The sequence below is a fragment of the Streptomyces sp. NPDC055749 genome (genome assembly GCF_053617235.1).
In genome coordinates this window covers 209,347-233,598 of sequence record NZ_JBSHFH010000002.1, presented here as the reverse complement: position 1 = coordinate 233,598, position 24,252 = coordinate 209,347, and the positions used below count along the sequence as shown (strand labels likewise).

The window sequence follows — 24,252 nt, the reverse complement described above, 5'->3', positions numbered from 1 at the left end:
CTTATTGCCACCGCCCGTCACCGCGTCGCTTTTGCAGATCGTCGACCAAGCGCGGCGAGGGCAAGAATCGAGAACGGCAACCACTCTCCCCGAACGGGTGGTGTGCGCCGATCAGGAGGGAGCAACGTGAGTTGCTCACACGCCGCAGGATGCCCCCTTTTCCCCCTACTTAGGGCGAGCTTGCGAGGTTGGCGCGAATACTACTGCGACAGCGACGATCAGTGGCTCGGCTGTGCGCGCTACCAGGTGTCACTCACCGGCGAGCGCGTGCCGATCAGCCTGCTGCCCAACGGAGCCCGCGCGCGACACCTCGAAGGCGTCGCCGAGGCGGACCGGTACGGCGCCGCCAACCCAGGGGAGGTACCCCGGCAGGCCGCGCCCGATGCGTGGTCCCCGGAGGCCGCGCCCTGGTTCCAGCCGGCGCCGGCCCACCCATACGGGCAGTCAGAACCCGGAACCGTGCCACCGGGGGCCCCGGGCCACTTCGGGGCGACATCTGCGCCGGCACCTGTCTGGCAACACCAACCGTCATCGTCACCACAGGTTCCCTCGAAGCGCGGCTGGTTGGCCCGAATTGCCGATTGGATGAGAGGACCCGCATGAGTACCTACTGGCCCTGGTGGGCGGGCGCTATCGGGCTCGCTCTGGTCACCATCAACTACACCCTCATCACCGATCGGTCTTTCGGGGTGTCGTCCGCGTGGGATCGCGTGTTGCACTGGCGCCGCGAACGCCACCTCGAGGAGATGGACGAGGAGTTCACCGACGATCAAGCTCTCGCCGATGCGCTCGCCGCAGCTACGGCGGAGCACTTCGGCACCGGCACCGGCCCGTCCACCCTGGCACAGGTTCCGTACGGGAATCCGCAGCCGCTCGAAGCGGATCCCGAACCAGCGGCGAGCGAGAGCCCCGCGGCCACGAGCCTGCGCCCGGCCCCGCTGGTCACCCAGGCCGCCCTGCTGATATCGGTCTTCATCGGCGGACTGATCGCCGCGGTCACTTCGGGGCGGTTCCAGCTCCGCTTCGATATGGGCCCAGGTTTTCGGGACCTGGTCACCGCCAATCCGACCACCATGATCGCCCTGCTGTTCGTGGGAGGTGTACTGGTCGGCTTCGGCACTCGGCTGGCCGGCGGGTGCAGCTCCGGCCACGGACTCAGCGGCTGCGGCAGGCTGAGGCCGGTCAGCATCGTCGCGACCGCCGTGTTCTTCGGCACCGCCATCGCGGTGTCGTTCCTCCTGTGGAAGGTGATCTGATGCGTACCCGCGGCGCGATTCTGCTGGCCAGCATCATCACAGGCCTGGCCCTCGGCTACACCGTCACCAACATCGGCTTCGGCGACTACGCCGAACTGAACCGCATGTTCACCTTCCAGGACGTGCGCATGCTCCTCTCCTTCGCCGGCGCCGTGGTGATCATCGTGTGCGTATTCGCTCTGCTGCGGGTCCGCCGCACCCCAGGGCGCATCCACGGGGGCGTGGTCCCCGGCGCGGTGTTGTTCGGTACGGGCTGGGCGATCTCCGGTGGGTGCCCTGCAATCCCGATCATCCAGGTCGCCAGCGGATACCTGCCTGCCCTGATCACAATCGTCGGCGTCATCGTCGGTATCCGGCTGTGCCGCTGGGCCAACGCCCGGTACTTCCACCTCGACCAGGGCTCCTGCGGGCTGTAACCAAGGGCGCCCACCGACACGAGCCCGACGAGACGTCTGTACGGCAGGCCGCCGCCCTCCTGGAACTCGACCACTCCGAGGCCCGGTTCGGCAGTCCAGGGATGTCGGGGTGCGGCTGCCAGAGTTGAGGCCGCGCCAGGAGGGCCATCCGTCCTCCTGGACCCTGCTCGCTGCGCCCTCCCAAGGCACGTCCGCTCACGCAAGCGCCCGAACGCGAGGCAGCGCCCGACTCGACCGAAGTCGAATCAGGCGCTGCGTAGCAGGTCAGGGGGTGTTTCCCTCCCCCGCCACCGGTAGGCCGTGTGGGACTCGAACCCACAACCAACGGATTAAAAGTCCGCTGCTCTGACCAATTGAGCTAACGGCCCTCGCGGATCACCCCCGAGCATAGCCCGCCCGCGCCCGCCAGCCGATCCGGTATCCGGTGCCGGGCCCGTCGCGGCCGGTCACGCGGGGTGCGCGTCGTCCGGTCAGATGGGCCCGTCGGCCGTGTCCGTGCGCTTGTGATCCGGCTTGAGGAACCAGTGGCGGGCCGAGGCCAGCCACCAGGTGGCCGCGAAGCCGAGGACCACCAGGACCGCGATCGGGGCGTAGTTGAAGGTCTCCCACGTGACCGGCGACACCTGGGGCAGCATGAAGAGCACAGTGATCACCGCCACCCACACCACCGCGACAATGCCGATGGGGCGCGACCAGCGGCCCAGCTGCCAGGGGCCCGGGGTGAAGTCGTCGCCGCGCAGCAGACGGAGCAGGGTGGGGATGACGTACGCGATGTAGAGACCGATCACGGCGATCGAGGTCACGGCGGCGTACGCGGTGACGTTGATCAGGTAGGGGAGGCCGAGGGCGAGGGCTGCCATCGCGGCGAGCCAGACAGCTGCGACAGGGGTGCGGGTCCGCGGGCTGACCGTGTGCCAGATGCGGGAGAAGGGCAGCGCGCCGTCCCGGGAGAAGGCATAGATCATGCGGCTGTTGGCGGTGACGGAGGCCATGCCGCAGAAGAGCTGGGCTCCGATGACGACGAGCAGCAGGAGTTTGCCGGTCGTGGCGCCCAGGGCGTCCAGGAGGATCTGGGCGGGCGGGGCGCCGGTCGATGAGGTGAGGGCTCCGTCGTACGACTGGATGGCGAAGGTGAAGCCGAGGAGGAGGACGAAGCCGGCGATCCAGGAGGTCCAGATGGACTGGACGATTCCGCGTGGGCCCGCCATGGCCGCGTCATGGGTCTCCTCCGTCATATGGGCGGAGGCGTCGTACCCGGTGAAGGTGTACTGGGCCATCAGCAGGCCGATCATCACGACGTAGAAGCCGCTGTCCCACCCGGTGTTGTTGACGAATTCGGTGAAGACGAACGACGCCGACTGGTGCGAGTCCGGTACGAAGGTGAGGGCGCCGACGATGACCGCGACGCCGATGACGTGCCACCAGACGCTCACGCTGTTGAGGATCGCCACGATCCGCACGCCGAACGTGTTGAGCAGGCCGTGCAGGATCAGGATGGCGGCGAACAGCAGGATCGTACGGCCCGGCGTGACCTCGAAGCCGAACTGCAGGTTCAGGTACGCGCCCAGGAACGACGCCGCCCCGAAGTCGATGCCCGCGGTGACGGCGACCTGCCCGAGGACGTTGAACCAGCCCGTGAACCACGCCCAGGCCGCCGCCGAACGCGGTGGGGCGAGACGGTGGGCCCAGAAGTAGAGGCCCGCGGAGGTCGGGTACGCCGAACAGATCTCCGCCATCGCCAGGCCGACGAACAACGTCATCAGGCCGACCCCGACCCAGCCCCAGGTGATGACGGCCGGGCCGCCGGTGTTCATGCCGAACAGGTAGAGGGTCAGGCAGCCGGAGAGCACCGAGATGATCGTGAACGAGACGGCGTAGTTGGAGAAGGCGGACATCCGGCGGGCGAGTACCTGGGTATAGCCGAGTTCGGCCAGGCGGTCTTCGTCGGAGGTCGGGGTGGGAGCTCCAGCAGGGGTGCGAGCTCGCACAGGAGCGGGAACGGTGGCGTCGGGCGGTGGTGGGGGCTCGGCGGCCCCGGCTTCGCGGTTTGTCATGCCCCCAGCGATTCCCTCGCCGAGGGCATGACATGCGCGGTTCACAGCACGCTCTGGTAACCGATCCGCCGAGCCGTGCCCACGCGCCGCATACCTCAGAACACCTTCGGATACTTCTGCCAGCCCGGCCCCATCCGGGACTTCGCGAGGAAGGTGCCCCTTCCGGTGCCGGTGTACCGCCAGAGCACCCCGGCCGTGTCCCGGGCCAGCAAGTCGTTCTTCCCGTCTCCCGTGATGTCACCGACAGCCGCGAGCGCGTTGTACACCTGCCAGCCCGCGCTGATCCTCACCTTCGGTGCCACTCGGCCGGTGCCCGTGCCGTTGTAACGCCACAGCACGCCCGCCTTGTCACGGACCAGCAGGTCTCCGAACCCGTCGCCGGTCAGATCGCCCGCGCCGACGACCGTCAGGCCGTTCCAGCCGATGCCGATCTTGGTGCGCGCCTTCAGCCGGCCGTTGCCGTCACCCGGATAGAGGTAGAGGTAGCCGGTCGACTTCTGACGTGCCAGCAGGTCCGCGACCTGGTCCCCGTTGATGTCGCCGGGCGCGAACAGGTCGTACGCCTTCCAGCCGATACCGATCTTCGCCGGCTCCGTGTGAAACCCGTAACCGCTGTCGTCGTCACAGGTTCCGTCGAGCCTGAGCAGCGTGCCGTCATCCTTGACCGCCAGATAGTCGTTGCACCCGTCGCCCCGGAGGTCTCCGGTGGGGACGATTCTCTTGGAGGCCACGTCGCCCAGGCTCCATTGCATGGTGTGCGGACCGACCGTCCCGGGCAGGCGTCCCCGGCGCAGTCCGACCGTGCTCTCGTCCACGGCGAAAAAGAGATCGCCCAGACCGTCCCTGCCGGCGAAATCGCGCCAGGCCGGAGCCGCGTGCGTCAGGGCGAACTCACCGGTCCTGGTCAGGGCGGCACCATGACCGTCGGCGGGCTGGACGGTCAGCGTCCAGTCGTAGCGGCCGTTGACGGCGAGCTTGCCGAGGTCGGTGCGGCCGTCCCATTCCGCATAAAACGCTCCCCGCGCCTCGCCGCCCGTGACGGTACGGACCACCTTCCCTGTCCGCCGGTCCTTGAAAGAGGCCTTCCAGGACGAGGCGGGCTTGGAGAGCGTTGCCCAGTAGGTCCAGTCGCCCGGATATCCGCCGGTGGGACTGGGCAGTTCCGTCCGCCGCTCGTCGCGGGCCGACAACGCCTGCGTGGGTACTCCGGTCGGCACCACGTGCACCCGCTGCCCGGCATCCACGTATGCGAGGTGCCCGCCGTACTTGTCGACCGTCCACGCCACCCGCCGCTGCGCCTGCGCGGTCGCCGGCAGGTCCGCGACGACCCGGCTCGTCACCGTCCCGGTGGCGATACCCGTCACCAGATCGGTCAGTTCCAGCTTCCCGGCGGGCTTGTCGTGGCGTACGAGATAGCCGTCGCCAAGCAGAGCCTCGTCGGCGGGTACGGCGAGCGACTTCCTCGTCGTACGGTCGAAGACCCCGGCGCCGCCGGACTCCCCGCACGACCAGTACAACCACCGGCCCAGTGCCTGAAGTTCCTGTGGCGCACAGCCCGATCCGAGGTCTACCGTCGCCGTTGTCCGGCGCTTCACGAGGTCGTACGCGGTGACGGTGCCGGGCGTCTGACCGGCGCTCCACAGCGTTCCGGCCCAGAGCGCGGACGCGACGGGAGCGCGCGTCAGGATCTTCTCGCTCGGGTCGGCCCGGTAGACGGTCTGCTCGGTTGCGTCCTTGTTGGTGTAGACGGCGTATTCGCCGTCGGCGTCCGTGAGCGCGCCGCCCCACTGGCCGGTGGCCAACGAAGTCCACCCGGCGAAAATCACCTTGTCGCCGCGCGACGCCTGACGGTCCAGGACGGTGACGCCTCCGTTGTTGGAGCCGAACATCACATGGCAGTCGGGGTCGTCTTCCGGACGGCACTCCGAAGCCAGGTCCATGTTTACTCCGTCGGCGTCCCCGTAGGCCGGCGTCCCCTGCACCTTCAGGGCGCGGACGGTGCCTCTGCGTCCCCCGGTACGGCTGTCCGCGACCGTCAGATGGCCCCGGGCGAGACCGATTCCCTGCACCTCCACCGGCAGCGCGGCCAGGTCGATCACCCGGTTCAGTTCCGGTATGCCGTCCTGGCCCTCGGTGATGCGGTACGCCCCCCATTCCCTGTCGCTCGCGAGGCCGGTGGCGCCGCCGACGACCACGGCCGAACCGTCGTCCGCCACGGAGATCGCCGGCTCGGACCGCTTCAACAGCTCCCGGGACGGGCCGCCGGAGAGCGGGGTGGCCATGAGCGGGGTACCCCAGCCGCGGCTGTGGATCAGCCAGTCTCCGACCAGGCGGAGGTAGGTGACGTAGCGCTCGGTGGGTGCCGGCTCGGTGAGGACGGTCGGGGTGGCACCGATGTCGGACCTCGGCAGCACGGAGATCGTCGAGCCGGTGCCGTTTCCGTACCAGACCAGGTATCGGGATGTCAGCAGGAAGCCGGACGTACCCGCGATCCGCTGCGTGTACGCCGTCATCCGAGCGGTCGCGATGTCGACCATGGCCAGACGCGCTTTTGCCTCGTGCACGATGCGCAGCGCGACGGCGGTGCTGTCCCCGGTCACGACCGTCTGGCTGGGGTACAACCACGCGCCCTCGGGAAGGCCGGTCACCCTGCGGTCGCGTACGGTCCCGTCCTCATGCACATCCACGAGGTGGGCCTCCGTGGCCACGGTGCTGGTCGTGCCCGAGGATTCCTGGGTCTCCAGTTTCACCGCGACGACCGTGCTGCCGTACACACCGGAGAAGGTGAGTCCTTCCGGCATGGTCACGAACTGCGTCGTACCGGCGGCCATGTCGCGCAGTTCGACGTCGTTCCCCCGCCGGTAGGCGATCGTGTCGGTGCCCGTGCCGTATGTCTGAGTGACCTCTCCGCTGCCGGTCGGAGCCGCGGAGAACGTCCGGCCGTCGGAGTAGCGCGTCCATGCGTAGCCGGCCGTGCCACTGGACGTCTTATGGAAGACGCCCGTCCGGCCGGCGGCATCGGCGTTGTACGGGCTACCGGTAGCGACGGAGTTGAAGTCCTGCAGGGAGTCTTGCATCGCGGCCGGGACCACCACCGGCTCGGCCGTTCCCGTCCCGAGTGCCGTTGCGACGGAATCGGCCGGCGGTGAGGTCACCGCCGGTGCGGCCATGGCGGCGGGCCCCACTGCCGTGGTGACAGACATGACAAGTGCGGCGGCGACAACGCCGCTCGTGAGGGCTCGGTTGGCCACTCTGGTTCCTCCCCATGGATCAGAAAGCAGGCATGGGGGATGGCGCGATGTCCGTACAAAGTTCGTTGTCCGGGCTCGGTTGAGCGCTCCGGACCTGCCCCCCAGCAGTACCCCCACGCAAGTGGACGGAGCCTAACAGCACGTCACGAGCAGCGGAAGGCGCTTTTCGAACCCGTTCAACACGGGTTGGGGCCGGGGAAAGACGGCAGGGCCCGTACGTCACCGATTCGGTGTCGTACGGGCCCTGCCGGTCGTTCAGTCAGGCCTGTTCAGACCTGTTCAACTGCGATCAGCCGTTGCGCTTCCAGCGCGGCTTGTCGTCGCGGCGGCCGAACGAGCCGGTGCTCGTGCCGGTGCCGGTGCCACCGCGGTGGTCGTCGCGGCGACCGGTCGGGCGGTCGGCGGCGCCGCCGGAGCGGAAGCCGCCCGAGGGACGCTCGTCACGACGGTCACGGTTGAACGGGCGGTCGCCGCCACCGGAGCGGAAGCCACCGGACGGGCGCTCGTCACGACGGTCGCGGTTGAACGACGGGCGGTCGTTGTCGCGGTTGAAGGACGGGCGGTCGTTGTCGCGACGCTCGAAGGGACGGCCACCACGGTCGCCGCCGCGGTCGTTGCCACCGGCGCCGCCGGAGCGGAAGCCGCCCGAGGGGCGCTCGTCACGACGGTCGCGGTTGAACGACGGGCGGTCGTTGTCCCGGTTGAAGGACGGACGGCTGCCACCACGGTCGTCACGACGGTCGCCGCCACCGGAACCACCGGAGCGGAAGCCACCGGACGGACGCTCGTCACGACGGTCGCGGTTGAACGACGGACGGTCGTTGTCCCGGTTGAAGGACGGACGGCTGCCACCACGGTCGTCACGACGCTCGAAGGAACGGCCACCACGGTCACCGCCGCGGTCGTTGCGGTCGTTGCCACCGCGGTAACCACCACGGTCGCCGCCGCGGTTGTCACGGCGCTCGAAGTTGCCGCGGTCGTCACGGCGCTCCTCGCGCACGGCCGGCTGCGGCTCGGGCACTGCCGCTGCGGCGGCCTCGATCGCGGCCTCCGCCTCGGCGGCGGCCGCGGCCACTGCCTCCTCGGGGTCGTCCCCACGCTCGCGTGCGGCGCGGGCGACCAGGCGGTCGGCCTCCTCGCGCAGCTCGCCGGCACGGCGCTGGATGCGCTCCAGCTGCTTCGTCAGGTCGGCGACCTCGCGCTCGGCCTGCTTGGCGGCGTTGTTCGCGGAGTCGGCCTGGACCTCGGTCAGCGAACGGGCACCGGTGATCTCGGCGACCTCGGGCTCGAAGACGCCCGCGCCCTGCACGATGTGACGCGAGGCGTCGACGCCCGCGTCCTCCATGAGGCGGAAGATCTGGCGGCGCTGGTGCGGAAGCGCCAGCGACACGACGACACCGGACTTGCCGGCGCGGGCGGTACGGCCCGAGCGGTGCAGGTAGTCCTTGTGGTCGCCGGCCGGGTCCACGTTCAGGACCAGGTCGATGCCGTCGACGTGGATACCGCGGGCGGCCACGTCGGTCGCGACGAGCGCGTTGACGTAACCCTTCTTGAAGTCCTCGAGAACGCGGGTGCGGGCGCCCTGCGTCATGCCGCCGTGCAGCGCGTCGGCCTTCACGCCGGACTCGATGAGCTGCTCGGCGATACGGTCGGCGCCCAGCTGGGTGCGGACGAAGATGATCGTGCGGCCCTTGCGGGCGGCGATCGCGGCCGTGACCGGCGCCTTGTCCTTCGGCTTCACGACGAGGACGTGGTGCGACATGGTCGAGACGTTGCCCTGGGCGCTGTCCACCTCGTGGGTGACCGGGTTGCTCAGGTAGCGCTTGACCAGGGTGCCGATCTCGTTCTCCATGGTGGCGGAGAAGAGCATGCGCTGGCCGCCGCCGGGGATCTGGTCGAGCAGCTCGGTGACCTCGGGCAGGAAGCCCAGGTCCGACATCTGGTCGGCCTCGTCGAGGACGGCGACCTGGACGTTCGCCAGGGAGCAGGCGCCACGGTTGATGATGTCGCGCAGACGGCCCGGGGTGGCGACGAGGACGTCGACACCGCGCTCCAGCGCGTAGATCTGGTTGCTCATCGACGTACCGCCGCAGACGACCTTCATCTTCAGGCCGAGTACGTCGCCGTACGGCTGAAGCGCGTCCGCGACCTGCATCGCGAGCTCACGCGTCGGCGTCAGGATGATCGCGCGGGGCTTCTTCTTCTCGGTGGTACCGCCGGCCAGCGTGGCCAGGGTCGGGAGACCGAAGGAGAGGGTCTTGCCGGAGCCGGTACGGCCACGGCCCAGGATGTCCTTGCCGGCCAGGGCGTCCGGAATGGTCGCGGCCTGGATCGGGAAGGGCGCGGTGACGCCGTTCTGGGCGAGCTTGCGGACGATGCCCTCGGGCAGACCGAGCGAACCGAAGGTGACGGTCGGCTCGGCGTCCTCGGCGTCTTCGGCCTCGGTGCTGTCTTCGGCGGCGACCTCAGGGGTCTGGGCGACCTCGGCTGCGGGGGTCTCCACGACCTCGACGGGGGCGGGGGTCTCCACGACCTCCACGACCTCGACCTCGACGACCTTCACGACCTCGGGGTCGGCAGCGACGACGGCTGCGGTGTCGGCCTCGGCCACGACGGCCTCGGCGAGCTCCGCGAGCTCGGCGTCCTCGACGCTCTCGATGGACTCGACGCTCTCGATGGTGTCGAGGGTGATGAGCTCGTCGTTGTCGACGTTCTCGGGCATGACGGTGTGGTCAGAACTGGAAATTGACATGCGAAATGCGAAACCTTCCGGAGTCTCGGCACGCGCCCGTAACTCCGTGTTTTCGCAATTTCGACCGCCTCAATGCGGTCCAGCCACGGCAAGGGAGAGTACGCGCCACACGGCGCTCTTCTGTGTCGGCGCCGGGCAATGGGATCAAACGATCTATAACCATACGCACCCTTACCCACTTAGCGCAAACCACCTGCCCGGAACTCCCCTCCGCCGCCCCGGCGCACCCTCTCTCACACCGGCCCGACCTGCGGTGATGCCTCCGGTGTGCGCTGCGTCTCAGGCCTCTCCGGAGCGCTCATCGCCTGGTTCCGGAGCTGCGCCGCGGGGGACGCGGACGGCTGATCCGAAGGCTCCGGCGGCGGGGTCGGTTCCGGCTCGGGATCAGGGGTCGGAGGGGGCGGATCCGAGGGCTCGGGGGTGACCGGCGGGGGCGGCGGTTCGCCGGGTCCAGGACCCGGCGCCGAGGGCTGCGGGGCCGGCGGCCGGCCCCCGGTGCTCGGCAGCGGCGCGCCGGGCACGGGCGTCGGCCGCGTCCCGCCGGGGGCCGCCGACGGCGTGGCGCCCGACGCGCTCGGGTCCGGCTTCGCCCCGGCCTCGCGGTCGGACTGCGCCTCGGCACGGCTGCCGCCGTAACCGGCCCGGCCCGAACCCGGCACGGTCACGCCGTCCGGCCCCGCCGACGCCCCCTTCGAACCGGCCGACCGGGAGGGCGCCGGTTTCTCGCCGTCGTCGCCGACGCTCATGCAGCCGGTGGACGCGGCGATCGTCAACGCGGTGACGGCTGCCCATCGGACAGGGGCGGACAACTGGCGCACGGGTGGCACCTCCGGGGCGTGAAAGCGAAGCGGGGAAGGAGGGGGCGCCGTGCCCAACTCCCACACCCCCACCGGGGACACGCCCGCGAAGGGAGCTACCCCCCGAACCCGCCCGCGAGTTCAGCGCCGAGGAACACCGCTCCGAGGCCCACCAGCAGCGACGTCACCACATTGGCCACGGCAAGGAACGCACGCCCGCTCTCGGCGAGCCGCAGCGTCTCGTACGAGAACGTGGAGTACGTCGTCAGAGCCCCGCACAGCCCGGTACCCACCAGGGCGTACACGGGTTCGGACACCGCCGCCCCGGTCAGCAGACCGAGCAGCAGGCTGCCCGCGGCGTTGGCGGTGAAGGTCCCCCACGGGAAGACGTACGGAAGCCCGGCGCCGTGACGCGCCTGCACCGCGCGGTCCGTCAGATAGCGCAGCGGCGCTCCGACAGCGCCCCCGATCGCGACCAGCAGCCAGGTCATGCGCGCGCCCCGCGCCCGTACGCGTCCAGGACCGCCCGTGTGCCCGCCGCGGCCCCCCAGACCGCGCCGAGCGCCGCCAGGACCGTGCCCATCGCGTACGCCATGGCGGTCAGCGCCTGTTCGCGCACCAGCAGCTCCGACACATCGGCCGCGTACGTCGAGAACGTCGTGAACCCGCCGAGCACCCCGACCCCGAGGAACGGCCGCAGCAGCGGCCGGCTCACCGCACCCTGCTCGGCCACCAGCACCATCAGCACGCCGATCAGGGCGCAGCCCGACACATTGACGACGAAGACCGCCCAGGGGAAGGAGTCCCCGTCGGCCGGCCAGTGCAACAGGGCCGCGTACCGCGCGACGGCACCCAGCGCGCCGCCCGCGGCGATGACCCCGAGCACCTTCCACTTCGCCCCGCCGGCCGTCTCCGCCCGCTGCGCGGGATCGGACAGATCGACATCCGGGTCGACGGCGGAACCCCCGACGTCACCGTGGCGGGGCCGGGGTTCGCTCACCCGTAACCCAGGGCGTGCAGCCGCTCGTCGTCGATGCCGAAGTGGTGCGCGATCTCATGGACCACGGTGATCTCGGTCTCGGCGACGACGTCCTCGCGCGATTCGCACATCCGCAGCGTCGGCCCGCGGTAGATCGTGATCCGGTCCGGCAGCACCCCCGCGTACCACTCACCGCGATCGGTGAGCGGCGTGCCCTCGTACAGCCCGAGCAGGTCGGGGTCACCGGGGTCCGGTTCGTCCTCGACGAACACCGCGACGTTGTCCATCAGCCGCGTCAGCTCCGGCGGGATCCGGTCAAGAGCTTGGCTCACCAGCTCTTCGAACTCCTCGCGCGTCATCTCCAGCACCCCGCCATTGTCACGTACGACCGGCCCACACCGCGTGCCCCGTCCGTACCCACTGTCCCCCCGCCCGCATGTCCGGACCCGAACCAGGGCATACGGGCCCAATGGCCCGCGACCCGTTCCGTGCCGCAGTCGACCGCCTCCGGCACCGTCTCCGCTCCCGCTCCCGCTCCGCCACTCCCGTACGCACACTCACCGACACGCCGCACCCCGTCACCCGCGCGCTCGGCCTCGTCGCCGTCGTCGTCCTGGGGGCCTGGCTGGGGCTGCTGATCGTCGGAAGTGTCCGTACGCCGGTGGGGCCCATGGACACCGATATGACCCTGCGCCCGTCCCTCACCGGCGGCACGAGGATCAACGTGTCACCGCTCGGCGCCCTGGAGCTGGACTCCCACATCGCCCCGATCCGCCTCGACGTCGATGTCGACCGGCTCGACCCGGTGCGCTCCCAGGCCCTGGTCAAACACCCCGAACGGCTCTCCGGCCTCCAGGACGAAGTCACCACCGACGTCGTCTCCGGCACCCGCGACCTGGCGTTGCGGTCCTGCGTGGCCGTCGTCTCGGGCGCCACCGCCCTCGGCCTCGCCGTCTACCGCCGCCCGCGCCGCGCCCTCGCGGCGGGCGGCCTGGCACTGGCGCTCCTGGCCGCGTCCGGCATCTCCGCGTACGCCACCTGGAATCCGAAGTCCGTCCTGGAGCCGAAATTCTCCGGACTGCTCTCCAGCGCCCCCTCGCTCGTCGGCGACGCGCGCTCGATCGTCACCGAATTCGACGTCTACCAGCAGGAACTGGCCCGCCTCGTCACCAACGTCACCAAGCTGTACGACGCCACGTCCACGCTGCCCGTCTACCGCCCCGACCCCGCCACGATCCGCGTCCTGCACGTCTCCGACATCCATCTCAACCCGGCGGCCTGGCACATCATCGGCTCACTCGTCGAGCAGTACGAGATCGACGTGATCATCGACTCCGGCGACACCATGGACCACGGCACCGCCGCCGAGAACGGCTTCCTCGACCCGGTCCGCGACCTCGGCGCGCCCTACGTCTGGGTGCGCGGCAACCACGACTCGAAGATCACCCAGACGTACCTGAAGGGCATGAAGAACGTGCGCGTCCTGGACGAGGGCAGCGCCGTGAACGTCGGGGGCCTGCGGGTGGCGGGCACCGGCGACGCCCAGTTCACCCCGGACCGCTCCGTCCCCGCCCAGGGCAAGGCGGCTGCACGGATGGCGGGAATCCGGTTCGCCTCGGCCCTGCGCGACCAGAAGCGGGCCGGCACACCGGTCGACATCGCGGTGGCCCATGACCCGAATGCCGCAAGGGAGACCGACGGAACCGTCCCCCTCGTCCTGGCCGGCCATGTGCACCACCGGGTGAACGAACTTCTCAAGTTCGGTACGCGGCTGAAGGTCGAGGGCTCCACGGGCGGCGGGGGCCTGCGCGCCGTACAGAACGAGCAGCCCGAGAAGGTGCGCGCCTCGGTGCTCTACCTGGACCGCTCGACGCGCCGTCTACAGGCCTGGGACGAGATCACGCTGGGCGGCCTCGGACTGACGACGGCCGAGGTCAGCCGCCATCTCCCGGAGGAGAACACGGCCGGCCGCTCCCCCTCCCCGACGGCTCCCACACCCTCCGGCTAAAGCGTTTTGGCGTTCGCCCGCGGATCCCATATGCTTCTCACGTCCCCGACGCGCTGGAAAGCAAACCGGTGGGCCTTTAGCCCTCATCGTCTAGTGGCCCAGGACGCCGCCCTTTCAAGGCGGTAGCACGGGTTCGAATCCCGTTGGGGGCACGCTTTAACGTGTGCGAGACTTGTCTCGCACATTGCTTGGTCCTGTGGAGCAGTTTGGAGTGCTCGCCACCCTGTCAAGGTGGAGGCCGCGGGTTCAAATCCCGTCAGGACCGCTGCAGCCCGTAAGAGCTGCGTGGCTGGGTAGCTCAGTTGGTACGAGCGATCGCCTGAAAAGCGATAGGTCGCCGGTTCGATCCCGGCCCCAGCCACCACTGAAGGCCCCGTCCACCGGACGGGGCCTTCGTCGTGTCAGGTCACCTCCTGCGACTCCCGCTTCTGCTGCGACTCCTGCTGCTTCTGCGACTCCTGCTGCTTCTGCCGGCCGGCGCGACGCCACGCCCGTACCCCGAGCCCCAGCGCCACCGCAGCCACCACACCCCCCAACAGCACCGCGTCCGGCACCTTCTCCCCCACGCTCCCGGCCCACTGCTCCACGGCGAACGAGTCGTCCACGTTCAGCAGTCCGGGCAGCGCGGTCGTCCCGTCGTACGCGAGGAAGAGCGTGCCGAGGCCGATGAAGAACAGCCCGGACAGCAGAGTGGTGCTGTGCAGTTCGAAGCGGCCGACACGGATCGTGCGGCCCCTGAGCCACGCCCGGCGGCCCAGCTCATAGCGTTCCCAGAGCAGGGCCAGCAGGAACAGCGGAACGGCCATGCCCAGCGCGTACACGCCGAGCAGCAGTCCGCCGTAGACCGGGCTGCCGCTGACGGCCGCCACGGTGAGGACGCTGCCGAGGATCGGGCCGGCGCAGAATCCTGCCAGCCCGTACACCGCGCCCAGGGCGTAGACCGAGAACGCGGTCGTCGGGCGGATGCGTCCGCTGAGGGCGGCGATGCGCCGCGAGGCGAAACCCAGGCCCACGATCTGTGCGACACCGAGCCCGATGATCAGCCAGCCCGCCCCGAGGACCAGTGCGTCCCGGTGGCCGTAGAACAGCCGTCCGGCGTAGGAGCCTGCCGCGCCGAGGGGGACGAGGGTGGTGGCGAGACCGGCGTAGAAGATGCCGGTGCGGGCCAGCAGCCGTGAGGCGGAGTCGATGGAGTACGCGAAGAAGGCTGGGAGGAGCAGGGCGCTGCACGGGCTGACCAGGGCCAGCAGCCCGGCGAGAAAGGCCGCGAAGTAGCCGATGTCCGCCGTCACTTCGCGGTGTCCCCGGCGCTGCCCGCGTTCTCGGTGTTCTTCGCCGCCTCCGCCGCCGCCTCGATGGCCTGCGTGAAGGTCTGCGCCGGCTGGGCTCCCGCGATCGGGCGGCCGTTGACGAGGAACGACGGGGTGGACGTGGCGCCGATTCCGTACCCCTGTTCCTGGTCGGCGCGTACGGCCTCCGCCGCTGCGGAGCCTTCCGTGTCGCGGGCGAACCGGTCGAGGTCCTTCACCCCGGCCTCCCGGGCGAGCTCCTTCAGGCGGTCCTTGCCGAAGCCCTTGTCCTTGGCGTCCTCGGCGTAGGCGGCGCGGTGGAACTCCCAGAAGCGGTCCTGCTGTCCCGCGGCCCAGGCCGCTCGGGCGGCGGCCTCGGACTCCTCGCCGAAGATCGGGAAGTTGCGCCATTCGATGCGCAGGGTGCCGTCCTTCACGTACTTCTCGATCAGGGCGGGCTCGGTGTCCCGGGCGAACTTTCCGCAGTAGCCGCACTTGAAGTCGGCGTACTCGATGAGGACGACGGGTGCGTCGGTGCGGCCCTGTGCCAGCTTGTCGCCCGCGTCGCGGCGGGCGAGCCCGGCCAGTTCCTCGTAGACGCCCGCGGACGGGTCGGCGCTCACCTCCGCGACCGAGGAGGAGGTGGAAGTGGAACCGGAGCTGTCCGGTCCGGTGGCGGCGTAAGAGGCGTAACCGAGGAGCCCGGCGGCGAGGACGACGACCGCGCCGTACAGCACGGGCTTGGACGGGGACAGGGATGTGGGCATGCGTTTACTCCGTGCGATGGGTACGGGAGAGAGGAAGGGGAACGGCTGCGGGACGAACCGCCGCCGACTACACCCTCAGCACGGAGAGTTCTATCGGGGTGGGCGTCGCGGGTACGGGACCGCGCATCGTGACCCGTACGAGAGGTTCCGCGGGTCCCGCCCCGGTGGCGGCCGGCAGGCCCCATGCGGCGAGGCCCGGCGCCTGGTCGTGCGCGGCGCGGCCCCGGGTGGGGACGGCGGGCTCGGTGCCGTCGTGGTTCCTGCCCTTGCCGCAGCCCGGTGCGCGCGACCCGTCAGCGGCGGGGCCGGCGACGGCCACGACCGTGGAGCCGGTGGGCGCCGGGGTGGCGTCGAGTGCGACCGCGGGTCCGCAGAACAGCCCGAGTACGACCGTGAGCACCGCCATCAGGCAGCACCACTGCGTACGGGACACGGGACCGGCCTCTCGGGAAGGGTGCGGGTGATCAGTTGCCCGAAATGGTACGTGGTGTGATGCCGCCCCACCCCGCGGTCACCGAGGGAGTGACGGAGACCGCGCGAAATGCGTTCGCCACTCCTCGCGCCCGGGTGCGATCCTGGGACCCGTATGTCTACTTCCTTTGCCGATCTCCAGTCACAGCTCGGACAGCTCTCACTCCGCGACGCGAACCGGCTCGGCCGGCGTCTCGAGGGTGCGCGCCGCATCCGTAAGCCCGAGGCCCGACAGTCCGTGCTGGACGAGATCGCGGCCGAGGCCGGAAAGGCGGCCGAGCGGCTCGCGGGGCGCGCCTCGCGGATGCCCGCTCTGTCGTACCCGGAACAGCTGCCCGTCAGCCAGAAGAAGGACGAGATCCTGGAGGCGATACGCGACCATCAGGTCGTGATCGTCGCCGGTGAGACCGGCTCCGGGAAGACCACGCAGATCCCCAAGATCTGTATGGAGCTGGGGCGCGGCGTCCGGGGCATGATCGGGCACACCCAGCCCCGCCGGATCGCGGCCCGTACGGTCGCGGAGCGCATCGCCGAGGAGCTGGACACGCCGCTCGGCGAGGCCGTCGGCTGGAAGGTCCGGTTCACCGATCAGGTGAACCCGGACGCGACGTTCGTGAAGCTGATGACGGACGGCATCCTGCTGGCCGAGATCCAGACGGACCGCGAGCTGCTGGCGTACGACACGATCATCATCGACGAGGCGCACGAGCGGTCGCTGAACATCGACTTCCTGCTCGGCTATCTGGCCAGGCTGCTGCCCAAGCGCCCGGACCTGAAGGTCGTCATCACCTCGGCGACCATCGACCCCGAGCGCTTCGCGCGCCACTTCGGCGAGGCGCCGATCGTGGAGGTCAGCGGGCGTACGTATCCGGTCGAGGTCCGCTACCGTCCTCTCCTCGAAGAGGACAGTGAGGACTCCGACCGCGACCAGATCACCGCGATCTGCGACGCAGTGGACGAGCTCCACTCGGAGCCCCACGGGGACGTCCTCGTCTTCCTCTCCGGCGAGCGGGAGATCCGCGACACCGCGGACGCGCTGAACAAACGCAACCTCAGACATACCGAGGTGCTCCCCCTCTACGCCCGTCTCTCGCACGCCGAGCAGCACCGCGTGTTCCAGCGCCACACGGGCCGCAGGATCGTCCTCGCGACGAACGTCGCCGAGACCTCGCTGACCGTCCCCGGCATCAAGTACGTGATCGACCCGGGCAACGCCCGTATCTCCCGCTACAGCCACCGCACGAAGGTCCAGCGGCTGCCGATCGAGCGGATCTCGCAGGCCAGCGCCAACCAGCGCAAGGGCCGCTGCGGCCGTACCTCGGACGGCATCTGCATCCGGCTGTACTCCGAGGACGACTTCGTGAGCCGTCCGGAGTTCACGGACCCGGAGATCCTCCGTACGAATCTGGCCTCCGTCATCCTTCAGATGACCGCGGCCGGCCTCGGTGAGATCGAGAAGTTCCCGTTCATCGACCCGCCGGACCACCGCAACATCCGTGACGGTGTGCAGCTGCTGCAAGAACTCGGTGCGCTGGACCCGAATGAGAAGGACCCCAAGAAGAGGCTCACACCTCTGGGGCGCAAGCTCTCGCAGCTGCCCGTCGACCCGCGCCTTGCCCGCATGGTCGTCGAGGCCGAGCGCAACGGCTGTGCGCGCGAGGTCATGGTGATCGCCGCCGCGCTCTCCATCCAGGACCCGCGCGAGCGGCCCTCGGAGAAGCAGACGCAGGCCGATCAGCAGCACGCCCGCTTCAAGGACGAGACCTCGGACTTCCTGGCGTACCTGAATCTGTGGCGCTACGTCCGCGAGCAGCAGAAGGAGCGCGGCTCCTCCAGCTTCCGCCGGATGTGCAAGCAGGAGTATCTGAACTTCCTGCGCATCCGTGAGTGGCAGGACATCTACTCCCAGCTGCGTACGGTGGCCAAGCAGATGGGCATCGAGGTGAAGGAGTCCGACGCGCCGGAGCAGTCGGTGCACACCTCGCTGCTGGCGGGTCTGCTGTCGCACATCGGGCTGAAGGACACCGAGAAGAACGAGTACGTGGGCGCGCGCAACGCCAAGTTCGCGATCTTCCCCGGTTCGGCGCTGTTCAAGAAGCAGCCCCGCTTCGTGATGTCGGCCGAGCTGGTCGAGACGTCCCGGCTGTGGGCGCGGGTCAACGCGAAGGTCGAGCCGGAGTGGATCGAACCGCTCGCCGGGCATCTGCTGAAGCGCACGTACAGCGAACCGCACTGGGAGAAGGACCAGGCGGCGGTCATGGCGTACGAGCGGGTCACGCTCTACGGGGTGCCCATCGTCGCCCAGCGCAAGATCAATTTCGGCCGTATCGACCAAGAGGCGTCACGCGAGCTGTTCATCCGGAGCGCACTGGTCGAGGGCGACTGGCGTACGCACCACCAGTTCTTCCACGACAACCGCAAACTCCTGGGCGAGGTCGAGGAGTTGGAGCACCGTGCACGGCGCCGCGACATCCTCGTGGACGACGAGACGCTCTTCGACTTCTACGACCAGCGGATTCCCGAGCATGTGGTCTCCGGGGCGCACTTCGACTCCTGGTGGAAGCACAAGCGCGGGGACGAGCCGGACGCGCTCGACTTCGAGCGTTCGATGCTCATCAACGAGAAGGCCGGGGCCGTCACCAAGGACGACTACCCGGACTCCTGGCGCCAGGGGAAGCTGAAGTTCCGGGTGACGTACCAGTTCGAGCCCGGTGCGGACGCCGACGGTGTGACCGTCCACGTCCCGCTCCAGGTGCTCAACCAGGTCACTTCGGAGGGCTTCGACTGGCAGATCCCGGGCCTGCGCCAGGACGTGGTCACGGAGCTGATCCGCTCACTGCCCAAGCCGATCCGCCGGCACTACGTCCCGGCTCCGGACTACGCGGGCAAGTTCCTGGACCGGGCCGTACCCCTCCAGGAGCCGCTGCCGTTCACGCTGGCCCGTGAGCTCCAGCGGATGGTCGGCGTCCCGGTGAAGGCCGACGACTTCGACCTGACCCGGGTTCCGGACCATCTGAAGATCACCTTCCGGATCGTCGACGAGCGGCGCCGCACGGTGGCCGAGGACAAGGATCTGGACGCGCTGAAGCTCCAGCTGCGCCCGAAGGCCCGCCAGGCCCTCTCCAAGGCCGCCGCGGCCACCGCCGGGCCCACGGGCGAGTCCATCGAGCGTTCGGGCCTCACCGACTGGACGATCGGCACGCTGAACCGGGTCTTCGAGACACGTCGGGCGGGGCAGCCGGTCAAGGCGTTTCCGGCCCTCGTCGACCAGGGCGAGACAGTGGCCGTGCGGCTCTTCGACACCGAGGCCGAGCAGCAGCAGGCGATGTGGCGGGGCACCCGGAAGCTGATCCTGCTCAACATCCCGGTGAACCCCGCCAAGTTCGCATCGGACAAGCTGACCAACCAGCAGAAGCTGGCCCTGTCGCGCAATCCGCACGGCTCCATCCAGGCGCTGTTCGACGACTGCGCGACCGCGGCGGCCGACCGGCTGATCGCCGCCCACGGCGGCCCGGCCTGGGACGAGGAGTCGTTCCGGAAGCTGTACGACAAGGTGCGCGCCGACCTCGTGGACCTCACGGTCCGCACGATCGGGCAGGTGCAGCAGATCCTGGCGGCCTGGCAGGCGTGCGAGCGGCGCCTGAAGTCCACCAGCAGCCTGACGCTGGTCAACAACGTCACGGATGTACGGGACCAGCTCGCCGTTCTCGTACCGCCGGGCTTCGTCACGGCGACCGGGCTGCGGCGGCTGCCCGACCTGATGCGCTACCTGGTGGCGGCGGACCGCCGGCTCCAGCAGATGCCGACGGCCGTCCAGCGCGACACCACGCGCATGGCGAAGGTCCACGAGATGCAGGACGAGTACGCCTGGCTGCTGGAGCAGCTGCCGCAGGGGCGGCCGGTGCCCCAGGAGGTGCTCGACATCCGCTGGATGATCGAGGAGCTGCGGGTCAGCTACTTCGCCCACGCCCTGGGCACGGCGCAGCCCGTATCGGACAAGCGGATCATCAAGGCGATCGACGCGGCGGCACCCTGATCGGGGTCGTCGGAGGCATGTCGCCCCGTAACAGTGCCGCCACCCTGGGTGAGTTCGACCGCACCCTCCGACCTCCTGTACAGTCTGGTTTCGCAGCCAGCCGCAAGGCAGCCGCGAAAACCTGGTCCTGTGGAGCAGTTTGGAGTGCTCGCCACCCTGTCAAGGTGGAGGCCGCGGGTTCAAATCCCGTCAGGACCGCAGTAAACGAAAGCCCGGATCCTCTGATCCGGGCTTTCGTGCGTCTTGACTGCGTCATCTGCCACGGGTAACCCGTAGAGCAGAGGCTGCCCCTGTTTCCCTCGGCTCTCCTCGGGCGAGGGGCTGCGCGGGCCCACCGGGAGGTGGCACGTATGTCTGCGTCCACAGCACGGCACGAAACCCGCGCGCTGCTGCGCGCCCACCTGGCGGCGGCGTCCGGCTACCGCCACCTCACCCGGCACTGCCCGATCTGCCATCGGCTGCTCCGCCTCGCCCTGGAGCCCACGACGGCGTCGGGGCCGTCCGGGGCCTTTCTGGGCCCCTCCCGCCCCTCCGAGGACCCCGAAGCGCCGGGCGGCGGCATATCGGCCCCGGACGAGCCGCCAGAGCCGTCGGAGCCGTCCGGGCCGCAGCGCGCCGCAGAGGAGAACGAGGACGAAAGTCCCGCCACGACATGACCAATGGCCGGGCCCATCCGCTTCCCGGCAGTGGCAGGCTGGGAGTTGGCAAGCCTCAGCCGGTGTGACGGGAGTCACCGAATGAGTTTTGGGAAGGGGTGGCTTTACCCCCTTCTTACAACTGGCGAATTTAATATGTGCAATTGCACTCTCATCCAGGTGCACCCGGAGCCGTTCGGACGGGGCCGGCCCGGAGCCTCTGAGAGGCCCACTCGCGGCCCCGGACAGGTCCGCACACGGTCGACGAACAGAGCCGTCCAGTGGCCCGCACACAGCCCCGCCCCCGGCCGTTCGGGCACAAAAAAATCGCGCTGGACCCGGCGGAGTCCAGCGCGATCGGGTGACGTACCCGTAATGCATAGGTATGACGCCCGTTGGGGCAGGCGTCCGTCATGTGGAGCTAGTGGAGCTATGGGTGGGCGACTAGGGTTGGGGGACCCGACAGTGCCCAGTTATGGCGCGGCGACAGGGGTGTGTCAGGCCTCGCTGCGCTGCTGCGGAATACCCGCAAGCAGTGCGCGGACCTCTGCCTCGCGGTACCGGCGATGCCCACCGAGCGTGCGGATGGACGTGAGCTTGCCAGCCTTGGCCCAACGGGTGACCGTCTTCGGGTCCACGCGGAACATCGTGGCAACCTCAGCCGGGGTCAGCAGCGGCTCGGCATCAGGGGTGCGAGCGGTCATGAGCGGCCTCCTCGGGAGAACCGAACCTTCTCGGTTCTTTCCTCTAAATTCTGCACCTTGACCCGCGTTGCCCGAAATGGCGGACGCGGGCCGAGTCGGTTATAGGACGAACGGCTTGTCCTCGGCACTACAACTACACCATCCACTCAGCCGCGTCGGCCAAACCGATGGAATTGCCCTCCCAGGTGTTCATCAGCGACGGAAGCCGATGGACCATGCCATAGCGGACAGTCACGTCACAGTGACGATCAGTCACAGAGCGATCAGGAGTCATCAGACCCCCCATAGAGTGCAATGCCGAGCTTTCCGCCCATAGTTAGACGGAAGGAGTCCTCCCCGGACTCCTTGTCCTATTTTGGCACGAGGAGTGGGGATGGGCGCAAGGGCGCCGTTAGTGCTATCCGTCACGCTTGAGGCAAAGGCCCGGTTCGGGACGTAGGTCCTGGCCTCAGCGGCGTACTCTTCCGCCTCACTCGCCACACGGGCCACTCAGGACGCATCTTCACGCCCCGTCAGCTCACCGGAGCGCGCCTCGGTTCACTACAAAAAGCGTAGATGCACTCCGGCTCGGACGTCTATGCGCCGGTTAATGCACCTCTGCCCCATTAGCTACGCATAGGCAGGTTTGGGATCAGTTGGCGAACTGACGGTCCCGAACCGCGCGCCAGCGCTCGGCGAGACGCGCGTACGCCACGCCCGCCCCGTCCCGGTCCCCGGCCCGCAGCGCGGCGATGCCCTCGGTCACATCCGCCGCCGAGCGGTCCCCGGCGAGGTGCTCCCCGGACAGCGCGTGGACCAGCCCCCCGTAGTCGAGCTCGACCAGCGCGCGCGGGTGGAATTCCTCCAGCCAGCGGCCCACATCCACCAGGCCCTCGGTCAGCGGCCCTTGGTCGACGGTCTCCCGCAGGGTCTTCAGCGCCCGCGCCAGCCGGCGCCGCGCCTGCACCATCGGGGTCCGGTAGCGCAGCACGGGCGACCCGCCGTCGGCGCCCGCCTCCTCGTACTCACGCTCCTCGTCGGCGAAGAGCACGAACCAGCGCACCGGAACCTGCCACACCGCGGTGCGGATCCACGGCCGGGCATCCGGATTCCGCTCCCGCCACCGCTCGTAGTCGGTGAGCGCCTGGCCCCGCACCACAGGCGGCAGCACCGCGTCGAGCACAGTGGCCGGAAACATCCCCTCCAATTCCTCCAGAGCCAGCCATCCCCGCAGCCGGGTACGCCACGGGCAGACACACACCACGCCGTCCACCTCCGCGACGAAAGCGTCCGCGCTCTCGTGCACGGGCACCCCCACGGGCGGGGTGGGAGCCAAGTCGGCCAGCGAACGACGCAGTTCGTCCTGGGCGGTGGGGAAGGCGGAACGCTCCGCGTACCGGGCCCAGTGGGCGCGTTCGGGCCCGGGAAAGGCGGCGAGCGGCTCGTACACCCGCAGGTAGGACGAGTAAGGGACGAGCACTGAAGACACCACCGACATGCGCCGAATCGTGTCACGCCCGTACTCCGCCAGGGGGTGATCCTCGGGACCGGCACGGATCCGCGTACGCGGAGGACTTACGCTCTTGCCCATCGGACCGACCGTGCCGGTCGGCCCGGGGCCCTCCCCACCTTCAGGAGGGCCTTTCCGCCGCTTCGTACTTGGGAGTCACCACAGTGACCGATGTGACCGACGGCGTCCTGCACACCCTGTTCCACTCGGATCAGGGGGGCCACGAACAAGTCGTGCTCTGCCAGGACCGTGCCAGCGGCCTCAAGGCCGTCATCGCCATCCACTCCACCGCCCTGGGCCCGGCCCTCGGCGGCACCCGCTTCTATCCGTACGCCTCCGAGGAGGAGGCCGTCGCGGACGCGCTGAATCTGGCGCGGGGCATGTCGTACAAGAACGCCATGGCCGGCCTCGACCACGGTGGCGGCAAGGCCGTCATCATCGGCGACCCGGACAAGATCAAGAGCGAGGAACTGCTGCTGGCCTACGGCCGGTTCGTCGCCTCGCTCGGCGGGCGCTACGTGACCGCCTGCGACGTCGGCACGTACGTCGCCGACATGGACGTCGTGGCCCGCGAGTGCCGCTGGACCACCGGCCGCTCCCCCGAGAACGGTGGCGCGGGCGACTCCTCCGTCCTCACCGCCTTCGGTGTCTTCCAGGGCATGCGGGCCTCCGCGCAGCACCTGTGGGGCGACCCGACCCTGCGCGGCCGGAAGGTCGGTGTCGCCGGCGTCGGCAAGGTCGGCCACCACCTGGTCGAGCACCTGCTGGCGGACGGCGCCGTGGTCGTCATCACGGACGTTCGGGAGGAGTCGGTACGCCGGATCACCGACCTGCACCCCGAGGTCGCGGTGGCCGCGGACACCGACGCGCTGATCCGTACCGAGGGCCTGGACATCTACGCCCCGTGCGCGCTCGGCGGAGCCCTGAACGACGACTCCGTGCCGGTGCTCACCGCGAAGGTGGTGTGCGGCGCCGCCAACAACCAGCTCGCGCACCCGGGTGTGGAGAAGGACCTGGCCGACCGCTCGATCCTGTACGCACCCGACTACGTGGTGAACGCCGGTGGCGTGATCCAGGTCGCCGACGAGCTCCACGGGTTCGACTTCGACCGGTGCAAGGCGAAGGCCACGAAGATCTTCGACACCACGCTGGCCATATTCGCACGTGCGAAGGCGGATGGAATTCCGCCGGCCGCGGCGGCCGACAGGATCGCCGAACAGCGGATGGCGGAAGCGCGCGGTAACTGACCGGTGACGGGACCTCCGGGTCCTGACACCGGACACGGCCGCCGGCCGGCGAGACAAGACTCACGCCGGTCGGCGGGTCGGGCGCCAAGAAGAGGTTAAAA

Annotated in this window: 18 protein-coding genes and 5 tRNA genes; 10 read left to right on the top strand and 13 right to left on the bottom strand. The window is 69.5% G+C overall.

What is annotated here, in order from left to right:
- The first annotated feature begins 599 nt into the window (after positions 1-599).
- Both ACWGO0_RS02885 and ACWGO0_RS02880 read left to right on the top strand, forming a co-directional pair.
- On the top strand, positions 600-1,256 hold the full coding sequence (locus ACWGO0_RS02885) for a YeeE/YedE family protein (RefSeq protein ID WP_453526958.1): 657 nt from the start codon (positions 600-602) through the stop codon (positions 1,254-1,256).
- Positions 1,256-1,672, top strand: coding sequence for a YeeE/YedE thiosulfate transporter family protein (locus ACWGO0_RS02880; RefSeq protein WP_453526955.1), 417 nt, complete (start codon positions 1,256-1,258; stop codon positions 1,670-1,672). The genes ACWGO0_RS02885 and ACWGO0_RS02880 overlap by 1 nt, the downstream gene beginning before the upstream one ends.
- A gap of 294 nt (positions 1,673-1,966) precedes the next feature.
- On the opposite strand, the gene ACWGO0_RS02875 is transcribed toward ACWGO0_RS02880, so the two are convergent.
- The 8 genes from ACWGO0_RS02875 to ACWGO0_RS02840 all read right to left on the bottom strand — a co-directional run bounded on the left by ACWGO0_RS02875 (position 1,967) and on the right by ACWGO0_RS02840 (position 11,873).
- Positions 1,967-2,040 (bottom strand) — tRNA-Lys (locus ACWGO0_RS02875).
- A gap of 102 nt (positions 2,041-2,142) precedes the next feature.
- Positions 2,143-3,726 (bottom strand): amino acid permease, encoded by a 1,584-nt coding sequence (locus ACWGO0_RS02870; protein ID WP_453526952.1) that lies wholly within the window; start codon positions 3,724-3,726, stop codon positions 2,143-2,145.
- A gap of 95 nt (positions 3,727-3,821) precedes the next feature.
- Positions 3,822-6,977, bottom strand: a complete 3,156-nt coding sequence (locus tag ACWGO0_RS02865; protein WP_453526949.1) for an FG-GAP-like repeat-containing protein — start codon at positions 6,975-6,977, stop codon at positions 3,822-3,824.
- A 289-nt stretch (positions 6,978-7,266) separates the two neighbouring features.
- On the bottom strand, positions 7,267-9,729 hold the full coding sequence (locus tag ACWGO0_RS02860; RefSeq protein ID WP_453526946.1) for a DEAD/DEAH box helicase: 2,463 nt from the start codon (positions 9,727-9,729) through the stop codon (positions 7,267-7,269).
- 233 nt (positions 9,730-9,962) lie between these two features.
- Positions 9,963-10,547, bottom strand: a complete 585-nt coding sequence (locus tag ACWGO0_RS02855; protein ID WP_453526943.1) for a hypothetical protein — start codon at positions 10,545-10,547, stop codon at positions 9,963-9,965.
- Between the two features lie 95 nt (positions 10,548-10,642).
- Positions 10,643-11,017, bottom strand: coding sequence for a fluoride efflux transporter CrcB (crcB, locus tag ACWGO0_RS02850; RefSeq protein WP_453526940.1), 375 nt, complete (start codon positions 11,015-11,017; stop codon positions 10,643-10,645).
- Positions 11,014-11,463 (bottom strand): fluoride efflux transporter CrcB, encoded by a 450-nt coding sequence (crcB, locus tag ACWGO0_RS02845; RefSeq protein ID WP_453527033.1) that lies wholly within the window; start codon positions 11,461-11,463, stop codon positions 11,014-11,016. The genes crcB (ACWGO0_RS02850) and crcB (ACWGO0_RS02845) overlap by 4 nt, the downstream gene beginning before the upstream one ends.
- A gap of 59 nt (positions 11,464-11,522) precedes the next feature.
- Positions 11,523-11,873, bottom strand: coding sequence for a metallopeptidase family protein (locus ACWGO0_RS02840; RefSeq protein WP_382730935.1), 351 nt, complete (start codon positions 11,871-11,873; stop codon positions 11,523-11,525).
- A 101-nt stretch (positions 11,874-11,974) separates the two neighbouring features.
- Here ACWGO0_RS02840 and ACWGO0_RS02835 point away from each other — a divergent pair, with 101 nt between their 5' ends.
- The 4 genes from ACWGO0_RS02835 to ACWGO0_RS02820 all read left to right on the top strand — a co-directional run bounded on the left by ACWGO0_RS02835 (position 11,975) and on the right by ACWGO0_RS02820 (position 13,877).
- Entirely contained in the window at positions 11,975-13,513 is a 1,539-nt protein-coding gene (locus ACWGO0_RS02835; RefSeq protein ID WP_453526936.1) for a metallophosphoesterase family protein, read from the top strand.
- A gap of 79 nt (positions 13,514-13,592) precedes the next feature.
- Positions 13,593-13,665: transfer RNA gene (locus ACWGO0_RS02830), tRNA-Glu, on the top strand.
- A gap of 38 nt (positions 13,666-13,703) precedes the next feature.
- Positions 13,704-13,778: transfer RNA gene (locus ACWGO0_RS02825), tRNA-Asp, on the top strand.
- A 22-nt stretch (positions 13,779-13,800) separates the two neighbouring features.
- Positions 13,801-13,877, top strand: a tRNA-Phe gene (locus tag ACWGO0_RS02820).
- A gap of 37 nt (positions 13,878-13,914) precedes the next feature.
- Here ACWGO0_RS02820 and ACWGO0_RS02815 read toward each other — a convergent pair.
- The 3 genes from ACWGO0_RS02815 to ACWGO0_RS02805 all read right to left on the bottom strand — a co-directional run bounded on the left by ACWGO0_RS02815 (position 13,915) and on the right by ACWGO0_RS02805 (position 16,002).
- Positions 13,915-14,805 carry a cytochrome c biogenesis CcdA family protein gene (locus ACWGO0_RS02815; RefSeq protein WP_453526933.1) on the bottom strand — a complete coding sequence of 297 codons (891 nt, stop codon included), beginning with the start codon at positions 14,803-14,805 and terminating at the stop codon, positions 13,915-13,917.
- Positions 14,802-15,569, bottom strand: coding sequence for a DsbA family protein (locus ACWGO0_RS02810; protein WP_453526930.1), 768 nt, complete (start codon positions 15,567-15,569; stop codon positions 14,802-14,804). The genes ACWGO0_RS02815 and ACWGO0_RS02810 overlap by 4 nt, the downstream gene beginning before the upstream one ends.
- A 67-nt stretch (positions 15,570-15,636) precedes the next feature.
- A complete protein-coding gene (locus tag ACWGO0_RS02805; protein WP_453526927.1) occupies positions 15,637-16,002 on the bottom strand; it encodes a hypothetical protein in 366 nt (121 codons plus the stop codon).
- Positions 16,003-16,155: 153 nt separating this feature from the next.
- On the opposite strand from ACWGO0_RS02805, the gene hrpA reads away from it, so the two are divergent.
- The 3 genes from hrpA to ACWGO0_RS02790 all read left to right on the top strand — a co-directional run bounded on the left by hrpA (position 16,156) and on the right by ACWGO0_RS02790 (position 20,732).
- A complete protein-coding gene (hrpA, locus tag ACWGO0_RS02800; RefSeq protein WP_453526924.1) occupies positions 16,156-20,076 on the top strand; it encodes an ATP-dependent RNA helicase HrpA in 3,921 nt (1,306 codons plus the stop codon).
- Positions 20,077-20,199: 123 nt separating this feature from the next.
- Positions 20,200-20,274: transfer RNA gene (locus tag ACWGO0_RS02795), tRNA-Asp, on the top strand.
- A 152-nt stretch (positions 20,275-20,426) separates the two neighbouring features.
- Positions 20,427-20,732, top strand: a complete 306-nt coding sequence (locus ACWGO0_RS02790) for a DUF6274 family protein (RefSeq protein ID WP_453526921.1) — start codon at positions 20,427-20,429, stop codon at positions 20,730-20,732.
- 476 nt (positions 20,733-21,208) lie between these two features.
- Here the strand turns inward: ACWGO0_RS02790 and bldC are convergent, their stop codons facing one another.
- Both bldC and ACWGO0_RS02780 read right to left on the bottom strand, forming a co-directional pair.
- Positions 21,209-21,415, bottom strand: a complete 207-nt coding sequence (gene bldC / locus ACWGO0_RS02785; protein WP_003949541.1) for a developmental transcriptional regulator BldC — start codon at positions 21,413-21,415, stop codon at positions 21,209-21,211.
- Between the two features lie 631 nt (positions 21,416-22,046).
- A complete protein-coding gene (locus tag ACWGO0_RS02780; protein WP_453526918.1) occupies positions 22,047-22,892 on the bottom strand; it encodes a hypothetical protein in 846 nt (281 codons plus the stop codon).
- Positions 22,893-23,068: 176 nt separating this feature from the next.
- Here ACWGO0_RS02780 and ACWGO0_RS02775 point away from each other — a divergent pair, with 176 nt between their 5' ends.
- Positions 23,069-24,151 carry a Leu/Phe/Val dehydrogenase gene (locus tag ACWGO0_RS02775; RefSeq protein WP_453526915.1) on the top strand — a complete coding sequence of 361 codons (1,083 nt, stop codon included), beginning with the start codon at positions 23,069-23,071 and terminating at the stop codon, positions 24,149-24,151.
- Positions 24,152-24,252: the final 101 nt, after the last annotated feature.